Source organism: Anaerocolumna sp. AGMB13020 (assembly GCF_033100115.1).
GTDB lineage: Bacteria > Bacillota > Clostridia > Lachnospirales > Lachnospiraceae > Anaerocolumna.
The window spans coordinates 4,464,243-4,478,984 of sequence record NZ_CP136910.1 but is presented as its reverse complement, the minus strand read 5'-3'; the positions used below and the strand labels follow the sequence as shown (position 1 = coordinate 4,478,984).

The 14,742-nt window shown below is 33.2% G+C and carries 18 protein-coding genes; 1 reads left to right on the top strand and 17 read right to left on the bottom strand.

All coding sequences use genetic code 11. From position 1 onward, the window contains the following. Nucleotides 1–34: 34 nt before the first annotated feature. Together R2R35_RS18600 and R2R35_RS18595 are read right to left on the bottom strand one after the other, a co-directional pair. On the bottom strand, nucleotides 35–1,228 hold the full coding sequence (locus R2R35_RS18600) for a hypothetical protein (protein WP_317731332.1): 1,194 nt from the start codon (nucleotides 1,226–1,228) through the stop codon (nucleotides 35–37). Further along, nucleotides 1,228–1,653, bottom strand: coding sequence for a hypothetical protein (locus R2R35_RS18595; protein WP_317731331.1), 426 nt, complete (start codon nucleotides 1,651–1,653; stop codon nucleotides 1,228–1,230). Before R2R35_RS18595 ends, R2R35_RS18600 begins: the two co-directional genes overlap by 1 nt. A 206-nt stretch (nucleotides 1,654–1,859) precedes the next feature. Here R2R35_RS18595 and R2R35_RS18590 point away from each other — a divergent pair, with 206 nt between their 5' ends. Next, entirely contained in the window at nucleotides 1,860–2,054 is a 195-nt protein-coding gene (locus R2R35_RS18590) for a helix-turn-helix domain-containing protein (RefSeq protein WP_317731330.1), read from the top strand. Between the two features lie 687 nt (nucleotides 2,055–2,741). On the opposite strand, the gene R2R35_RS18585 is transcribed toward R2R35_RS18590, so the two are convergent. The 15 genes from R2R35_RS18585 to R2R35_RS18515 all read right to left on the bottom strand — a co-directional run bounded on the left by R2R35_RS18585 (nucleotide 2,742) and on the right by R2R35_RS18515 (nucleotide 14,728). Continuing rightward, the gene (locus R2R35_RS18585) at nucleotides 2,742–3,443 is read right to left on the bottom strand and encodes a geobacillin-26 family protein (protein ID WP_317731329.1); all 702 of its coding nucleotides are present in this window, start codon (nucleotides 3,441–3,443) and stop codon (nucleotides 2,742–2,744) included. A 121-nt stretch (nucleotides 3,444–3,564) separates the two neighbouring features. After that, complete coding sequence (locus R2R35_RS18580; protein WP_317731328.1) at nucleotides 3,565–4,398, bottom strand: C39 family peptidase; 834 nt, start codon at nucleotides 4,396–4,398, stop codon at nucleotides 3,565–3,567. After that, nucleotides 4,398–6,239 carry a VirB4 family type IV secretion system protein gene (locus R2R35_RS18575; protein ID WP_317731327.1) on the bottom strand — a complete coding sequence of 614 codons (1,842 nt, stop codon included), beginning with the start codon at nucleotides 6,237–6,239 and terminating at the stop codon, nucleotides 4,398–4,400. The genes R2R35_RS18580 and R2R35_RS18575 overlap by 1 nt, the downstream gene beginning before the upstream one ends. Before the next feature lie 34 nt (nucleotides 6,240–6,273). After that, nucleotides 6,274–6,969 carry a hypothetical protein gene (locus R2R35_RS18570; protein WP_317731326.1) on the bottom strand — a complete coding sequence of 232 codons (696 nt, stop codon included), beginning with the start codon at nucleotides 6,967–6,969 and terminating at the stop codon, nucleotides 6,274–6,276. 116 nt (nucleotides 6,970–7,085) lie between these two features. Further along, nucleotides 7,086–7,232, bottom strand: a complete 147-nt coding sequence (locus R2R35_RS18565; protein ID WP_317731325.1) for a hypothetical protein — start codon at nucleotides 7,230–7,232, stop codon at nucleotides 7,086–7,088. A 144-nt stretch (nucleotides 7,233–7,376) separates the two neighbouring features. Next, the gene (locus R2R35_RS18560) at nucleotides 7,377–7,700 is read right to left on the bottom strand and encodes a single-stranded DNA-binding protein (RefSeq protein WP_317731324.1); all 324 of its coding nucleotides are present in this window, start codon (nucleotides 7,698–7,700) and stop codon (nucleotides 7,377–7,379) included. A gap of 19 nt (nucleotides 7,701–7,719) precedes the next feature. Then, nucleotides 7,720–8,406 carry a JAB domain-containing protein gene (locus R2R35_RS18555; RefSeq protein WP_317731323.1) on the bottom strand — a complete coding sequence of 229 codons (687 nt, stop codon included), beginning with the start codon at nucleotides 8,404–8,406 and terminating at the stop codon, nucleotides 7,720–7,722. After that, nucleotides 8,403–8,606, bottom strand: a complete 204-nt coding sequence (locus R2R35_RS18550) for a hypothetical protein (protein ID WP_317731322.1) — start codon at nucleotides 8,604–8,606, stop codon at nucleotides 8,403–8,405. Before R2R35_RS18550 ends, R2R35_RS18555 begins: the two co-directional genes overlap by 4 nt. A gap of 14 nt (nucleotides 8,607–8,620) precedes the next feature. Beyond that, entirely contained in the window at nucleotides 8,621–10,480 is a 1,860-nt protein-coding gene (locus tag R2R35_RS18545) for a hypothetical protein (RefSeq protein WP_317731321.1), read from the bottom strand. A 73-nt stretch (nucleotides 10,481–10,553) separates the two neighbouring features. Beyond that, nucleotides 10,554–10,847: a hypothetical protein gene (locus tag R2R35_RS18540; protein ID WP_317731320.1), complete on the bottom strand. Its 294-nt coding sequence runs from the start codon at nucleotides 10,845–10,847 to the stop codon at nucleotides 10,554–10,556. Nucleotides 10,848–10,889: 42 nt separating this feature from the next. After that, a complete protein-coding gene (locus R2R35_RS18535; protein ID WP_317731319.1) occupies nucleotides 10,890–12,083 on the bottom strand; it encodes an immunoglobulin-like domain-containing protein in 1,194 nt (397 codons plus the stop codon). Between the two features lie 23 nt (nucleotides 12,084–12,106). Next, on the bottom strand, nucleotides 12,107–12,727 hold the full coding sequence (locus R2R35_RS18530; RefSeq protein ID WP_317731318.1) for a hypothetical protein: 621 nt from the start codon (nucleotides 12,725–12,727) through the stop codon (nucleotides 12,107–12,109). 117 nt (nucleotides 12,728–12,844) lie between these two features. Beyond that, complete coding sequence (locus tag R2R35_RS18525; protein ID WP_317731317.1) at nucleotides 12,845–13,420, bottom strand: hypothetical protein; 576 nt, start codon at nucleotides 13,418–13,420, stop codon at nucleotides 12,845–12,847. Continuing rightward, nucleotides 13,417–13,854, bottom strand: coding sequence for a DUF4320 family protein (locus tag R2R35_RS18520; protein WP_317731316.1), 438 nt, complete (start codon nucleotides 13,852–13,854; stop codon nucleotides 13,417–13,419). The genes R2R35_RS18525 and R2R35_RS18520 overlap by 4 nt, the downstream gene beginning before the upstream one ends. A gap of 13 nt (nucleotides 13,855–13,867) precedes the next feature. Beyond that, entirely contained in the window at nucleotides 13,868–14,728 is an 861-nt protein-coding gene (locus R2R35_RS18515; protein WP_317731315.1) for a secretion protein F, read from the bottom strand. Nucleotides 14,729–14,742 lie beyond the last annotated feature (14 nt).

The window sequence follows — 14,742 nt, the reverse complement described above, 5'->3', positions numbered from 1 at the left end:
TCCGCCTTTCACCATCCCCGAAAGGCGGATTATTTTATTCCATATAACCTATAGCTTTATACAGCCGTTCTTTCGTAACTGGTTCATTTTCCCCAACAACAAACGGCTCATACATGGAATTATCGAATGTTATTCTTTCGTCCTTGTTTGAACGAAAAAGAATTAGTATATCTTTTTGTTTATTACTAACTTGTATAATACCTCCAATACTCTCATCATCCGCTGGGATCCATAACTTCAATTTATTATCAGCAAAAGTTATGCTGCAGATTGTATCAAAAGTTTCTTTTTCTAAGATACTTCTACAATATATCCCCAACTCAGAAGTTTGAAATAAGTGTACTCTTCCAAGAACTTTATATTTAATTCCTGACTTACTTTTCTTATAATACTGAAAGCCAGCTATCATGGTATCCTTATTAGGCTCCATACCACCATACATTTTAAAAAATTCTTTCTTTAACTTTTCAAGTGTTTCAGGAAAGATTAGATTGTTATATACTTTCCCATCTTTACCAATAGTTTTTATATAACACTTTGTTAAGCCTTTATCCTCCAACTTTACAAGCCCAGCAAAAGGAAAATAAAAAAATCTCACACCATCATTTTCAAGAGTCAAATCTCCGATGGATTTTTTCATTCTACTTACTTTAACTTTCTTCATTCGAAAGTAAACCAACTTTGAAAACAATTCTCTTGAATTTATTTTTTTATTATTAAGTATAACTTCTGCATATGTATCCATGTTAATACTTCTAATTAAGGATGGTAATGAAAGTTTAGGTTCTTTCTTACTTTCCTTCTTTGTTGTTGCCTCTTCTTTTTCAATAACAACCTCTTCTTCTACATCTTCCGTAATTTCTTCTTCTGTATTACTTTCTTCGTTTTCAACATTCTCGCCAAATTCTAACTTTTTAGGGTTGAATTTTAGATAAGCAGTAACTGTACCATCTTCATCACTTACAACATAAGCTGTTTTTCTCTCCTCTTCACCTGTGTCAGTCCTAAAGCGACAACAATTCCGGTCATGTTTATAATTATTATGTTCGGGGTATATTTTCAGATCTTCTGCTATTCTATAGAAAAGCTTTTGATCAGATCTACACCCACACCACATATATCCTCTTGTTGTACCATATTCATTTTTCAACTGTTCTTTTTTTTCTTTATCCAAATAACCCGGACAAATCGTGGTACCATCCTGTAAAACAATTTTTGTATTATACATTAAGCCTCCTTCTTATTAATTGATTCAATAAAATCCAGTGCTTGCTCGCAGCTTGTGATAAACTCAGGGTTATCTTTCCCATTCTCCTTTGTCTTATCTATTGCTTCATTTATTAAATTGATAATTAATTCAATGATTTGTTTTCTGTTCAAGGATTTATCCTCCATCACTGAATGCGGATTATAAACATCTGGTGAATCAATGATTAACAGGCTTTCAATTTCTCTAACTCGATATTCTTTTTCCATGGCATCTTCTACCCATCTGTCCATATCCTCTGGATACCCCCACTCTTCAGTCCCATCCTCCCAACGGATTGCAATAAAGTTCTTAAAATCTCCTGATCCAAATTCCAATACCTGAAATGTATGTATGCCATCACTCAGTAAAGCCTTATATGTCTCTCCGATCTTATAACTTTCCATAAATATGAAACTCCTTTCTTGATTATTTTCTGTCTTGAATTAATTATATATCACAGTATATATATAGTCAACTACATATATACCACAATATACACACACTCTGGTTATACTTATTTAAATACATATATCATGTCCTATATACATTGTGCAGTTATATGTTGCATACTATAAATATTTTTGATATAATCAGCATGTGAGGTGCAGATATGAAAATAACAATTGATAAAGTTATTGAAAAAAATAACACATCAAGATATTGGCTTGCAAAGGAAGTTGGTGTTACATATATATCAATGAAAAAATTATGTGACAATAAGACTTCTTCCCTAAATTTTGATATTCAAGAAAAAATATGCAAAGCTCTTGGATGTACTCCAAACGACATCTTTGAAATAGAATAAACCAGTAACGGAATATTTTTTCCTATTACTGGTTTATTTTTAGTTATTACTATATTTGACTTATATTTTGCTTTATGTTAAAATTGCATTAGAAAAGCAACCAGTCCATGTGGCATGGTCGCCTAATATTGTTAATTAGATAAAAATAATCACACTACTTGACGGGAGGGTGATTATTTTTTTTTGTCTTTATAGTTTAATATTACAAATACAAGTCCTACAAAGCTTATAATAAGCATTAATTCCTCATATGTACTCAAACTATCACCCCCTTTACGGGAGCGACCATAATCACCCTGTTCTGGTTGCTAATACCATTATATTTCATGTCCTAATATGAAACAAGCACATTATTTAATATCCAGCATAGTTTCTTTTCCTTTAATGGATCAATTACAGTATCCTTTGGGAAACTTGTTTATGCACTATAATAATCCGCTTATAAAAAACAGAGAATCCACATCTATACTGCAGATATGGATTCTTTATTTGTTATCCCTAATGCTTTTTAGTTTAGATATATGTAAATCGCTCCTAATAAACTTAATACATCAATAAAAATTAATGCTAATAAAGCAACTCTAAATACAGCAACGTTTGATACTCTATATTTAGTCATAAGATAAATAAGACCAAAGTTTACAAATGCTAAAATACATAATATAAATACAATACTTTTAATCATAATTATTGAGCTAATTGTTTAACTCGTTGAAAAGATTGATTACAATCTAATGAACAGTTATAAGCAGCAACCCATTCTGCTACTGCAACACCACCTGCTAAAATAGCAGCAACTACTCCAATAATTGCACCTATGCCTGCTGTAGGTCCTGCTGAAGCAATAGCTGCCGCAATTGAACCAGCACTTGCACCCGAAGCTGCTGATGCTGCCCACTGTGCAGTATCAAGAGCTCTTACATTAGTACAAAAATCATAAGCCTGATCTCTTAAATTAGATTCACCATAATCATATCCAGTCCAGGTACCATTATCGTTTCCAGATTCCAAGTACCAGAACATACCATACGGGGGACTTTGATCGTAGTAATAATTATAATTCCAATACAGTGAATATTTAGCAGTATACCTTGCTGCTGTATTGTCATCATAATTAATATCAATTAAGTAACTTTTAGAACTTGATGCATCAACAGTTTCTGTGTTAACATGTAAAAATTCACCATCATTTGTAATTGTATTTATCTCTCCATTACCAATGACTGTTACAGTTTTACTTCCATCATCATTGATAGTTTCTTCAAGCTTGTACGTTACCCCTTCAATGTCAATAGATGAATTATTAGTGGCTGCAGATGCTGAAATACTTGAGCTTAATGTTATTACTATTGCCATTAACATTGCAAAGTATCTTTTGAATCTTGACATAATATAACCTTCTTGTTAAAAATTGTTAATAAGCGACTCGTTTATAATAACATATCATCACTAAAATGTAAATAACATCCAAGTAAATATATCCTAAAACACAATAAACTACACGAAAATGTCATTTTCCGATTGCCCAAAAAGGTCCTCCAGCTCCGGCTCCCCCTTTAGACTCTTTAATTATTGTTTCAATATCCCATTCTTGATTTGTTCTCTGCCGGCTGGCACAATCAGCAACCAATATTTTACCACTTTCAGTAACACCTCTTAACACAATAAAATGCCCGCCACTTGTAAAATGTCCTGGACCCATAATAGCCACAACTAACTTTCCACTAGACAGGGCTTGGTATATCATTTCAGCAGTATTATTAATTTTGGCTATTCCAGTACTATTAAGATTGTACTCTGTAGCAAGAGCTGGTATTAGGGAATGGCTCGACATAGCATATGGTTTCCCATTGTCATACCCCTGCACCAAATAACCTTTATTATATGACCAATTTGCAGTTATTTCTGGTGTTATTTCCTGCCCAGTGAATGTAGAAATAACAATTGCCATAGATGTCGGTCCACACCCACTAGCTCCTATTGTTCGTATTGTTCCATATAGCATATTTTTCCATGGGTTATCATTTTGATTATAGTAAACTACCTCCGTTTCACCACTTTTAATAACGGATTTTGTATAATCCCTGGTGTAATCTTCACTAGATGAACTGTCAGAGTAATCTATACTGATTTGCTCTTTAAATTTCGTAAGCCCTACCGTGTCCTCATTATCTCCTAATAAGGCTTCAAGCGGAGCAACAATTATATAAGTCAACATTGATAAGAGCAAGAAACAAATCGTAAATACTGTGAATATTAATCCCAGTATTTTTTCCCTCTTCTTTTCATCTTTCAGGTTCCTGGCTGCTTCAAGAGTAACCTTGGCAACTGTAACAGGTTCCATTATCTACCTCCTGCAGTTCCTATGTATTCAAATTTATACTCTGGTATTTCGAAATTGACATGAAGTCTTTTAGATCCTATCATCATAAGGGCATGGCCACGTTGTTTACTTAATAGCAGCTCTTCTTCTGCATCTGTAAGGTTATACAGTTCTTTAATTTCTTTTAGATTTTGTCCATCACAACCGAAAATGATTTTATAACAAGGAGAGTCCATAAGAGCCTGTCCATACATTTTGACTGAAGGATCAAGAAAATCTACTACTGAATGTGATATAACTCCAATTCCTGCTTCAAACTTCCTCGAACTTTTAACACTATTTCTTAAAAATGCAAGAGATTGAGGAACTTTAGGATCTATCTTTAAGTAAGCTTCATCATATAAACTTAAGACTGGTTCCGTAGGATCTGCAGTCATTACCTCCCAAGTCCAACTGTCAATGTTAAAATATTGAGCACACTTAACATTATCCGGAGCGTCCTGGAGGCTTTTTGTTACCAGGCATATTACTCTTGACTTAGGATCAATTGTTGTATATCCATTCCATAGTGCACTGTCTGATCCAATAGCTGCATCTTCCAGAAGTATTGATAAATTCTCGTAAATATTTGTATCGTTACCTTTTCTTACTTCTTCTTTCTCTAACGCTTTCTTTAATAGTAGCTTATATAAGTCCTCCATTATAGGGAAGTCCTGCGGCTTCAACTTTGTTATATCTGTATCCCAAAAGATATTAAAATTGTTATACATCTCAATCAGAGTAGATTTAAGTATCGCTCTTTCAATTGCTGTAAGTGAGGGTAAGTAAATAGCAAAGAAAACCTCAAGATGCTTGATATACAATGCCATATCTCCCATACCAAACCCCTCATCAGCATATACCTTTGTTGTTTCATCATTTGCATCTTCATCAGTATCTCTAGGTATTGCACGAATTTGAAGTGGATTAATTCTTCCATTCTCACCACCACCTGCATTGATTAAATCCCCCCCTAGCTTCTTAACGAGGAAAGTATACTCACCCTGCGGATCAGTTAAAATGACTTTTGTACCTTTCATAAACTCAGAAATTACTATATGCTTAATAGCTGTAGATTTACCTTGTCCTTGTATCCCCAAAATAACAAAATTTGTATTTGTCCTATCTCCTGATCGTAGCCAAAAATCCAGTATAACCAACCCGCCAGAGGCATCTTTAGCAACATAATAACCTGTCCCATCATTAAACCCAGAACTTGCATTTGGAAATCCGCCCATTATGGCTGATAAAGGAACTACTTTATTTGTAACCTGTTGTACATAATCATCAACGGTATACATTGGAGACATTTGCTTTAACGAACGACTTTGTAAATCGCTGAGCAACCTCGACCTGCATTTAGCACTTTTTATAGAGCTTACGGCTCTTCTCCTTATTTTCTCAAAGGTTATAGGATCATTTGATAAAGGCATAATAGTTGTACTCAGTACACCTACTGCTTCACCGTTTTGATCTATGTTTTTCATCAATTTTTCTCCGTCATCAGCAGCTTTCTGCGCTCTCTGTATTGTAAGCGTATCATTAGAAGACTTAACAACACCTTTACTATGGCTTATATTGCTGTTTAGTGCATCAACAAATTCTCCATTTTCAACTGGTTTAAAATAAAAACTCACTAACGTACCAGGTATGTTAGTGAGTTTAGAAAGCCAACCATATTCAGGATCCATGGGATAACGTATTACACCATAAATCTTACCAGTGTTTTCGCCTATCGTTAATTGATTCTTTTGGAAGTCAAGTCCTATTGGCGATATCAGGTTTAAAAGGGCATTATTCCTTTGTATTGTCTTTTTTTTCATGCTTTATTTCTCCCTTACTATTTAATTAAAAATATTAGTATTCCAGAAATGGAAAAGTTACTTCAGTATCTGTACCCTCAATTGTTGCAAAAGCTGGATTATTAACCAAATTACACAAGCGTATAATATCCGGTTTTTTTATAATATCGCACTTAAATCCTGACTTACTTAATTTCTCTTGCAGATCATTTACTCGCTTTTTCAGATCAGCTTCTGCATCTTCATTTTCTTTTTCCCATATCATGTAATAGAACTCCCGTTGCACAACTTCACCAGACAGTGAAAAATCTGATACTACTGCAATCTCATTTCTTAATATCTGCTTTTGGATAGGGTTGCTGGAGCTTTTCATTAAATCCGCATAGTCAATCACTAGTGGGGTAATGTCAACGGGTCTACTTACAGCAATAAATTTAAAACCTTCTTCAAGTTCCGAAAACTCCTGCGTAGATTTTTTAGTGAGAACCTTCTTTTCTGTCTCACTTAATAAGTCCTTTTCAAAACTCTGTACCTTTATGTAACTTATGATATATCCATCCATTGTATAAAGAAAAATATCTTGAATGTCTTTTACATTTACAAAATCCTGTGCAGACTTCTTAGATCCTTCACTAGTCTTCCTTGCATTTGATACAGCTTTGTTTTTACTGTATTTTAAATATATTTGTAGTGCTATCATTCCAGTAATGCAAATAAAAATCATCAATATTGGAAATATAAGTTCTTTCATTTTTGTCCTTTCTGTAATTATTTATCTAACCAGGCATTCTTTTCATCCATTGCATACGGACTGTCAGTTAAAACTGCAGAGAGTATCTTAACTTCTATACCAGGATTATTTACCAGTTATTTAACGGCTGCAACAACATTAACCATTGGTTCAAGATTCAGGAAATATCCTTTCTCATATAATGGCTCTAAAGTATTTAATTTACGATATACTGCTAATGTTCCATCTATATCCACATATAAGCACTGTTTATCATCTAGCATAAAAATCCTCCTTCTCTGAAAGTAAAAAGGCAACCGCAGTTAGACGGTTGCCTTACTTTACTTAATCAACTTCTTGTACCTATTAAATCTTTGGCTGTATTTCTTTTTTACAGTTATCAATATTAAATAACCTTATCCTATTATCTATAAAGGTTTGGATTTATTCTCTGCAAATTCTATCTCTTCCACTATTACCTTTATGCTATAAGCCTGTCCACTTTTACCAGCATAATTATTATTTTCTATTCTTCCGGAAATAAGTATTTTACTGCCTTGTTTCACATATTTATCTAAAAACACTGCTTGTTTATTAAAAATAGTACAATTTAGATAATCCACTTCTTCCTTACCATTATTTTTAACATTCCTGGTAACAGCAAGAGAAAAATTCCCGATTGCTATTCCTTTTTCAAAATATTTAATTGTAGGATCTCTAGGTAATCTTCCCATCAATACTACTTTATTCATGGTTAGTACCTCCTAATTTTTATTGCTCTTCCTCGAATTCTACTTCCAGATCAGATATCTTTGTAATATCGAATGGAAGTATATCAGCGGGATTGGGAAGTGACTTCATGTCTTCTAAATAATCATTCTCTTCAAGAGAATAATAACAGTCATTGCCTATAATTATATGGTCGAATATATTAATCCCCATAGTCTTAAAAATAGCAACAATCCTTCTTGTAATCGTTATATCCTCTTGACTGGGTGTTGGATCTCCTGATGGGTGATTATGGCTTATTACGATTCCTATACAATCTAACTGTAAGGCTCTTTTCACTAAATCCCTTGGATAAACTATACATTGATTTATACCACCTTGAAATTCGTCACAACTTAACAAATGCATTTTCGAATCTAAATACGCCACAAGAAAGAACTCACGATCCTTTTTATTTTCTAATTTAGATTTAAAATAATTAACAAATTTTTTAGGTGTATTAAAGCTTTGTTGTTCTGTGTCTCCTTTTCGGTAATATTGATATACATTTATAAACTCCTTTAACAATGAGATTTTTTCTCTCTGCACATCTGTCATCTCTAACATTGGGTGATCAATTATCTGAAGAAGATCTTCAGGAGACATCTCATTAAGTTTGACCCGATCCAGTCCTATAATTGTTACAAGGCCATCAATAAAGATATCTTTGTTTGCTATAACTTTTATCATATGTCCTCCACGATGAGTAATATTATATCTTTTAAGGCTTGTATCTTCATATAGGACTCATCCGTTAATAACAATGTATGGAAATCCTCAAAAAAAGAATTTATATTATTTCTTTTAAAAAAGCTGCAGACTATAGCTTTATCCTCATCTGCAATGTCTAACAGTTTTATTAATAAATCTTCCAGCTCATTACTTTCCATAAACACCTCGTGTTTTAATAATTTGGCAGTACACTAATGTGAAAGTCATCCCACATAGACCCCTTAACATTTATACTAGCAGTAGTATAATCGCAAAGCATACCGCCTGGAGTCCATGCATCTAATGTTTCAATATAAACTTTATATTCCTTATCTGGGAACCATATTGGTAAAAAATGCACTCGACTTTTATGTAAAGAATACATGTTTACTGGAAATTCTATAACCCCATTAAGACCAGCTCCTGGTAACTTACCAATTCTCCTATATGTTCCATACTTAAATTCTGGAAAATAAACTACTGCATTCTGTATACCAGTAACATCAGAATTACCGGAGATAGATGAATTAACTTTTAACTCTATTCCATATCCACTCTTGATATAATAATCATTTGTATTTGTGACCTTAGTCTTACTATCCGGCTTAATACTTGCTGTAGTACTAATCAATGATGCACTATAATTATTAGTTGTAAAATCATAAACTGTAGTGTATATAGGAATTTTACTTCCCCAAGCATCCAAAATATAATTTCCTTCCCAATCAGTCTCATAATCTCCTGTCCAAACTGACCTTTTTGTACAGGTATATGTATGCCAAGAAGTTGATTTATTAGGTACTGAAAAGTTCTTTAACTCAAGAATTTTAGGGAAAGCAGGTAGGGTATCATCAGACCAGGTACTTTTTCTCTTATCGTCTGCAGTAGGGTTAGCAGGTTCTTTCTCCACTATTGGTTTAACTGTAATATCTATTACTGCAGATGATGTTGTACTACTACCTTCAGTGATATTTACATAAATTTTTGAATTTTTAAGTTCTTTAACGTAAGGTGTTCGCCACTTAAACCAAACTGGTCTGGATCCTCCAGCAGGTATTACAATTCCTGTTACTGTAGTTGTTGGGATTAGATCTCCAGAGAATTGCACCGTAATAGGGTTATCACTTGTTGCCCCATACCCAATATTCTCTACACTTACATCTACACTTGTAATTACATCAGTGTTGGGACGATACTGATAATTACCGCCTCCCACATCAACTTCAGTACCTTCTGGCTCAAAAGATAGAATTCCAATACCTAAATACTCAAGTATCTGCCCATTATTAACTCTATCCTTTTTACTTCCTGTCCATCGTTTTACTCCCAGCTCTTTTTTCTTTAAAAATATTGATAAAGGTAAGTTTTTGTGTGAAAAAGATACAAATTTAGCTCTTAGCTGACCTCCTGTTGTAGAGGTACCGCCAAGAGCCATATCTAATTTGGCAGCTTCATGCGCTGTCATTGCAATATATCGTCCTTGAAAGGTTAAATATATTACTGGTTCGATAATCATTTTATAATTTCCGTTTATCATCTCAGAATAAGAAATACCAACTCGTGAAGCAATCACTTCTAATCTTGCTTTATCATCAAAATAATCTTTTATTTTTTCAATATCAGAATTACCAAGTGAACTACTAACAATAATCGGCATATCCTCGACACGATAAGCAACTGTCTTCCCACTACCATCAACACGATAACTTTCAGCTGACTGCTGTAGCGCTTTAGCAGATGAGTAACCAGAAACTCCCATGTATTCAAGTTTATTAACTTTTCCAAAATGTGTTATTGTTTTATCTTCTTTTGATTTTCGAAAATAGTCAATTGACCATGTACCTGTTGCCCTCATTCCTGTTTTTATGTCAATAATAGTTATTCTAACACCATCGTCTCCGGACGAGTAAAAGTTTTCACTTGTCCCTGATTGTGAACCTCCTCCACTTCCTCCACCGTCCATATTGGTATCAGCTTTTACTTGTTTACAATTAATAATCATAAGAATAAAAAAAAGCAAAAAAGCTATACTAACAAATCCTTTAATTTGCATCCTTACCTCCACAAAAAAAGCATGGCTATTTTAGCCACGCTTTTACAAATACACATTATTAAGGTATGCGGATTTAGGTGAGGTATAACTCACTATAATCCCCATCTTTTACTGCTATAGCAAATAGGAAACCATCTCTATCCTCAACAATGTGGGTATACTCATTTAAAGTATTATTTATAAGTTCCTTTATAATTCTTAGTGTACCATCTTTGTAGCCTATGTTTAATTCAACTATATCACTTATATCCGTTGAATTTGCATATGCGTACTCCTTTTCTATGTCAATAAATTCGCTATCAGAATAGCACCCAACACTATATTTATCTACTTTTGATACCATGATTCCTTCAAAAATGGACTTCACAACTCATACCTCTTTATTATTTACTTCTTTCAAAAGGAATTATTAACCCCAGTTTCCTACATGTTCACCACTTGCAGGAACATCACCATTCACATCTGATCCCTGTTCTGGATTAACATCAAAAAAGTTGAACTCGCTTGAGGAATTTCCGTTTGTCTTAGATTTTGTGCTTTTATCTTTTTTAGTTGAATTATTAGTACTTGGTGATGTTGATTTAGCATTCTTTGGCTTGGTTACTGTCTCTTTTTTCTTAATTGTAATAGTTATTGATTTAGTAGTCTTATTTTTAGCACTATCTACAACTGAGTAAGTAACCTTATAAATACCTGCAACGTTAATATTTACATTAGTAGTGTCCACCTTAATTTTTGACGTTATATCGCCATCTCTATCATCAATTGCAGTTACACCATTTAAAAAATCAATTTTTTCATTTAAATATGATGTTTTATTAGATATTCCTTTAAACACAGGTGACTTATCCTTTAATAAGGTAACTTTTATTTTTTTAGTTGTCTCATTACCAGAACTGTCCTTTATGGAATATAACACACTATATTGTCCTGGTTTATTAAGATTAATTCCATCAGTGTTAACCTTAATATTTTTTGAAATATCTCCATCGCGATCATCAATAGCTGTTATGCCATCAAAATAATTGATTTTCTCATCAATAAAGGCTGTAATATTTTTTATACCACTCAAGACTGGCTTTTTTTCATCCTCGATCACTTCAAAACTAACATTAATTTTTGTCTCATTACCAGATTCATCATTCAATATAATAACTTCATTAATGATTCCACCTTGGGTATATGTATGATTTACATTACCGTCTGCAAAAGAAACCGTTATCTTGCTGTAATCTTTCATATTTACAATTAAAGATTCTGCCTTTACTACTTCATTTGTTAAAAAAGATAATCCTTCAATTTTATCTGCTGTTGGAGGTATCGTGTCGACTACTTCAACATTAAAAGTCAACTTCTGCGTTTTATTAGAGATATACGCATTATAGATACCTGCCTTTGTTGTATTAACATCTGATAGATCCAGTTTAGCACTGCTAATATTCCCTTTTGCATAATTTGAAACTTCTGCATTGAGCTGCTCCCCTAATTCAATTACAGTTGTATTATTTTTTAAATCCATTCGAAAAAACTGAAATCCTCCAATCATTAAAACCGAAATAAATAAAACTACAATACTTGATATTGTTATAACTTTTCTTTTCATAATATATCTCCCCTTTCTTTAAACTAATTCCAATTTCCTAGATGTACACCACTTGCAGGAACGTCACCCTTTATGTCTGATCCCTTTTCAGGACTGACATCAAAAAACTCTATTTCCTCCGGGCTATCTTCTCCTTTATATTCATTTTGCTTTGTCTCATCCTTCATCGTATCCGAGGATTCATCAATAACAATTTTATTAGAATCTTTAGAATTGCTACTTGATGGTTCAATTTGTGACTCATTACTTTTCTCGTCTTTACCTTCTGCAGCAATTGAGTCTATTTCTTTTTCAGCATCTTCTGTTACCTGCTTACTATCTTCATTCGTCATATCATTTTCTTCTTTAATACGACTGGGTTTATAAGTTAATGAATTATCATCCTCTTGCTTGTCCTCATCTTTATAGGTATAATCTTTCACATCTGCGTAATCCAAAAGGGTTAGTTCTTTTTCTTCATCAGTACTTATATCTTCATTTTCATCTAGAGAAATATCCAAATGATTCTCAGTCGCAGCATCTGATTTGGTGCTTTTTTGTGGCAAGATACTAATGATAAGGAAAAACAACAAGAGAAGAACCGGTAATGTACTTATGATCATTATTTTCCATTTATTACTTTTTATTTCGGTCTTTTTCTTCAATATAATAACCTCTCTTTCTTCAAATACCCAAAATATTCTAAAAAGGTTAATATTTCCCAATTTAATTATACTACATAACGAGTAGTTAATCAAGTTTTTTATCATCCCTTATATTATTTAATACTTTGGTGTGTATGCCGTTTTTATTTTGATTGGTAATTCTATATCCGTAATTTTTATCTTTACAAAATATAGAGGAACATGAAGCCGGATAACTCCTCTGATTTCGTACCTGCCCCCTGCTTCAGAGCTATAATCCCTAACTTCAACAATCATGTTATCTACGACGTAATTATCATTTTCACTAACATACGTTTCATCCTCTGTTTGCTCCAAATTTAATAACTCCTGCAATTCATCAATAACATTACCGTAATCATTAAGCGGAAGCCATTCAGGAATCTCTTCTATATTCCCACCACCTGCAGGCCCTCCCTCATACACACCACCTGTATATTCAATCTCTCGAAATCCTGCATATACTTCATTATAATTTTCGGACGCTACAGTAAGCACAGCTCTCTCAAAATTATCACGAATACCATAAGCAATTATTTGTACTTTTAGATATTCAAAAGCTACAGATAACAGTAACATACAAAAAAGAAAAATTATTACTCCATCAATTATTCCTGATCCGTCTTTAGTTTTAATTTTATTAATTATCTTTGGAACAAATATTCTCCGTTTCATTTCCAATACACCTCACTTCTTGATTGAGCTGTATTTTTCAGTGTTATGGGAAAACTACCAAATGTAAAAAAACCAAGATCATACTGAGTAGTTACATTGACTTGAATAATATCATTCAACTGTATTTTTTCACCTCCAGAGATAAAATCTGAACCATCTAAAGTTATCGTTACATTTCCAACCTCACTCTTCTGCCGAAGCTCTTCAATTGCTTCACGCACTGTATTGTCATATCGCCCTTCAACAGAAATGATTCTACTAACACTAGTAGCAAATGTATTTAGCTGATTCTTTAAGACAAGTACTGGAACTACTTTAACAATAAATACAACTACTATAGCTACTATCAGTATGGTTACTACCATCTCAAGATAAGTTGCTGCACCTGATTTGTCTTTTAAAATCTTCGATATCTTATTCTTTTTTCTTGTCATCGCAACTCCTTTACTAAACCATACTTATGGTGTATACAGCCATCATAACGCAATACATAAATATCAGCGAAATAAAAAGCATAAACAGATACTTTTTAATTTTACCTGGTTGCTTCATCGCAATATTTTCTAATCTTTGTACTTCAAGCATATCCAGATCATGGCTGAGCATCTCAAAATAAGTTACATTATTATCACCTCTTAATACACCGATTAATCCTCTCATAATATCTGAAAGTGCAGGTATAGAGATTCGACTTTCAAACCGGAGCAACGCTGCTTCATAATTTCCAGATCGCATATCCGCAACTGTTTTCTCTAATTCTTTTTTCATAGCATCACCAGCATTCTTCTTATAATTTTCAAGTATCGTAAGGACATCTCTACTGCTTACTAGTTCTTGTTTTAACGTGCAGGTAAACCTGGGTAATTCAAATTCAATATCTTCTTTCTTCTTCCTCAAACGTTCCCTGATTTCCATATCGTTCTTAAAATAAATAATAATTGCAGCTGCAATAAAACCGATTGATAATATAGGAACGATCAATAGACAAGGTATTACTCCAAGTAACATAACTGCAGGTTTTATAAGTGTTTTGGCTTTATAGATTTCCGGTGATTCATTAATATCCAGCCCCTTAAGGTCAGCTTCTAACTTTTTTCGTTTATAAGAATCTATTCGTATATAAACGCTAAGTTTAACTGCCAGCCTTTCCAAAAATCTGTCTGTATTTTGTAGCTTTTTATAACGGTTATGATATGCATTCGCAACTTTTTCTGTTTTGGAAGATACCAGTTCTAACTGCCCAGTAATTATTGAATAAATACCAAATGCCGTCATAAGAAACAAAAAAGTATAAATCATTAGTACCATCGGCTACTCCTCCT

Excerpts from the sequence above, each read along its gene's own strand:
- R2R35_RS18600 (WP_317731332.1), bottom strand. The coding sequence starts at position 1,228 with ATGTATAATACAAAAATTGTTTTACAGGATGGTACCACGATTTGTCCG.
- R2R35_RS18595 (WP_317731331.1), bottom strand. The coding sequence starts at position 1,653 with ATGGAAAGTTATAAGATCGGAGAGACATATAAGGCTTTACTGAGTGAT.
- R2R35_RS18590 (WP_317731330.1), top strand. The coding sequence starts at position 1,860 with ATGAAAATAACAATTGATAAAGTTATTGAAAAAAATAACACATCAAGA.
- R2R35_RS18585 (WP_317731329.1), bottom strand. The coding sequence starts at position 3,443 with ATGTCAAGATTCAAAAGATACTTTGCAATGTTAATGGCAATAGTAATA.
- R2R35_RS18580 (WP_317731328.1), bottom strand. The coding sequence starts at position 4,398 with ATGGAACCTGTTACAGTTGCCAAGGTTACTCTTGAAGCAGCCAGGAAC.
- R2R35_RS18575 (WP_317731327.1), bottom strand. The coding sequence starts at position 6,239 with ATGAAAAAAAAGACAATACAAAGGAATAATGCCCTTTTAAACCTGATA.
- R2R35_RS18570 (WP_317731326.1), bottom strand. The coding sequence starts at position 6,969 with ATGAAAGAACTTATATTTCCAATATTGATGATTTTTATTTGCATTACT.
- R2R35_RS18565 (WP_317731325.1), bottom strand. The coding sequence starts at position 7,232 with ATGCTAGATGATAAACAGTGCTTATATGTGGATATAGATGGAACATTA.
- R2R35_RS18560 (WP_317731324.1), bottom strand. The coding sequence starts at position 7,700 with ATGAATAAAGTAGTATTGATGGGAAGATTACCTAGAGATCCTACAATT.
- R2R35_RS18555 (WP_317731323.1), bottom strand. The coding sequence starts at position 8,406 with ATGATAAAAGTTATAGCAAACAAAGATATCTTTATTGATGGCCTTGTA.
- R2R35_RS18550 (WP_317731322.1), bottom strand. The coding sequence starts at position 8,606 with ATGGAAAGTAATGAGCTGGAAGATTTATTAATAAAACTGTTAGACATT.
- R2R35_RS18545 (WP_317731321.1), bottom strand. The coding sequence starts at position 10,480 with ATGCAAATTAAAGGATTTGTTAGTATAGCTTTTTTGCTTTTTTTTATT.
- R2R35_RS18535 (WP_317731319.1), bottom strand. The coding sequence starts at position 12,083 with ATGAAAAGAAAAGTTATAACAATATCAAGTATTGTAGTTTTATTTATT.
- R2R35_RS18525 (WP_317731317.1), bottom strand. The coding sequence starts at position 13,420 with ATGAAACGGAGAATATTTGTTCCAAAGATAATTAATAAAATTAAAACT.
- R2R35_RS18520 (WP_317731316.1), bottom strand. The coding sequence starts at position 13,854 with ATGACAAGAAAAAAGAATAAGATATCGAAGATTTTAAAAGACAAATCA.
- R2R35_RS18515 (WP_317731315.1), bottom strand. The coding sequence starts at position 14,728 with ATGGTACTAATGATTTATACTTTTTTGTTTCTTATGACGGCATTTGGT.